This window comes from Allobosea sp. NPDC055332 (assembly GCF_053645455.1).
Genome location: NZ_JBSHMO010000018.1, coordinates 1 through 1,958, shown reverse-complemented (window position 1 = coordinate 1,958; position 1,958 = coordinate 1). Strand labels below are relative to the sequence as shown.

Annotated in this window: 1 protein-coding gene; it reads right to left on the bottom strand. The window is 49.5% G+C overall.

Annotation, left to right across the window (positions count from 1 at the left end):
* Nucleotides 1-358: 358 nt before the first annotated feature.
* Nucleotides 359-1,707, bottom strand: a protein-coding gene (locus ACWIGM_RS31275; protein ID WP_100222095.1) for an IS3-like element IS1397 family transposase whose coding sequence is annotated in 2 segments (ribosomal slippage) — nucleotides 359-1,227 and nucleotides 1,227-1,707 — 1,350 coding nt in all. Because the reading frame shifts where the segments join, the coding sequence is not laid out codon by codon here.
* Between the last annotated feature and the right edge of the window lie 251 nt (nucleotides 1,708-1,958).

Genomic DNA, 1,958 nt, shown 5'->3' with positions numbered 1-1,958 from the left:
ATTGAAGAGGGAAAAATTGGTCTGGATTTGACGGTGGATATCCCCCGTCCGCGCCGGTTAGGGTCGGTGCGATTAGCGGAGCTGGAAGCGGAAGTGTTGCAACGGGTGATGCAGCGTGGGCACTCTGAACAACCGATTCGGCGTCATGGTTAATATGCCGGATGTGGCGCACAAAACCAGCAGTTTCAACGGATTGTAGGCCTGATAAGACGCGTCAAGCGTCGCATCAGGCATTTGGGCACGGCTGCCGGATGCGGCGTGAACGCCTTATCCAGCCTACAAAACCAGCATTTTCAACGGACTTGTAGGCCTGATAAGACGCGTCATGAACTGAACCCCAAAACCTGGACAGTTTCAGTTAACCGGCTTTTTGATACTCAGTCCGGTATTCTACCGGGCTGAGTCCCCCAAGACTGAGTTTTATTCTTTTTTGATTCCAGTAAGTTATGTATTCGTTAACGGCATTTTCCAGCTCTTCTACACTTCTGTAGTCCCGGCGATAGTACATTTCTTCTTTCAGGTGACCAAAGAAATTCTCCATTACCGCATTATCAAGGCAGTTGCCCTTGCGCGACATGCTCTGCACTAACCCTTTGTCTGCCAGGGCAGACTGATAACTTTTTATCCGGTAATGCCACCCTTGATCACTGTGGAGCAGCGGTTTTTCTCCTTCTGCAAGGCTTTCCAGCCCCTTATTTAACATGCGCTTCACCAGCTCCTCTGTAGGCCTGCAGGCAGTTTCCCACGCCACGATTTCCCCGTTAAACAAATCAAGTATCGGGGACAGGTACAGTTTTTGTCCGCCAGCCCTGAATTCGGTGATATCTGTCACCCATTTCTCACAGGGAGCTTCCGCTTTGAACTGCCGCTGAAGGATATTTTCTGCAGCGAGTCCCATATTTCCCCGGTAAGACCGGTATTTCTTCAGGCGCACAGGAGACTTCAGGCCGAGCTGTTGCATCAGTTTTCGCACTGTTTTGCCACTGAACTTAAGACCTCTTTTCTGAAGCTCACAATGGATCCGCCGGTACCCATAACATCCCCGGTGTTCATGGAAGATGGAGGCTATGAGCTGTTTCACATCAGCATACTTGTCCTTAGCCTTCTGCAGTGACAGCTGGTAGTACAGCGTGCTTCTGGCCAGCCCTGCAGCCTTTAACAGGTCAGACTGGCAGTGTCCGCACCTCAGGCTCCGGATGACTTTCGTTTTTTCTCCAGCTCCTGGCGCTTTTTTTCCAGGAGATGCTCCTGCATGGCTTTCAGATATGCATTTTCTGCGCGAAGATAACGCAGCTCATTCTTCATCTCTTCCGGCGTCATGTTTGCCTCGTTTTCATGGGTATCATCAGAACGGGTCATGCTTTTCTCCTTCCTGCGCCTGATAAAGGCCTCATTACCAGATTTGCGGTAGCCTTTTATCCAGTTTTTAACCGTGTTGTGGCTGGGAATGTTAAACCGGGCAGCTACCCGGGGTAGAGACTCAGAATGCCCGAGAGCATAAAGAACCACGCAAAGTTTATCTTCAGGAGAATAGCTACGCTTGTGTCTGCAATCCAGTGCCCGAGGACCGTGAAGAAGAAAAAGATTAATCCAGTGTGAGAGGCTGGTGTGAGAAAGTTGAAAGAGTTTTGCCGTAGAAATGATGCCTGCATGACCAGCCAGGTAATGATTTACAGCGGCAAGTTTTACTTCAAATGAATGTTTCATAAACTGCACCTTCAGATGTCAGATTATGTCCAACATTTGGGGTGCAGTTCAGAACGCCTTATCCGGCCTACAAGATCGTGCAAATTCAATATATTGCAGGAGGCATGTAGGCCTGATAAGCGTAGCGCATCAGGCAGTTTTGCCTTTGCCATCAGTTTCAAGGGCCGCGAAAGCGGCCCTTCAGATTATTGGCAAAGTGCGCGTTGTTCATGTCGGATGCGGCGTGAACGCCTTATCCTAAAAACAAGATC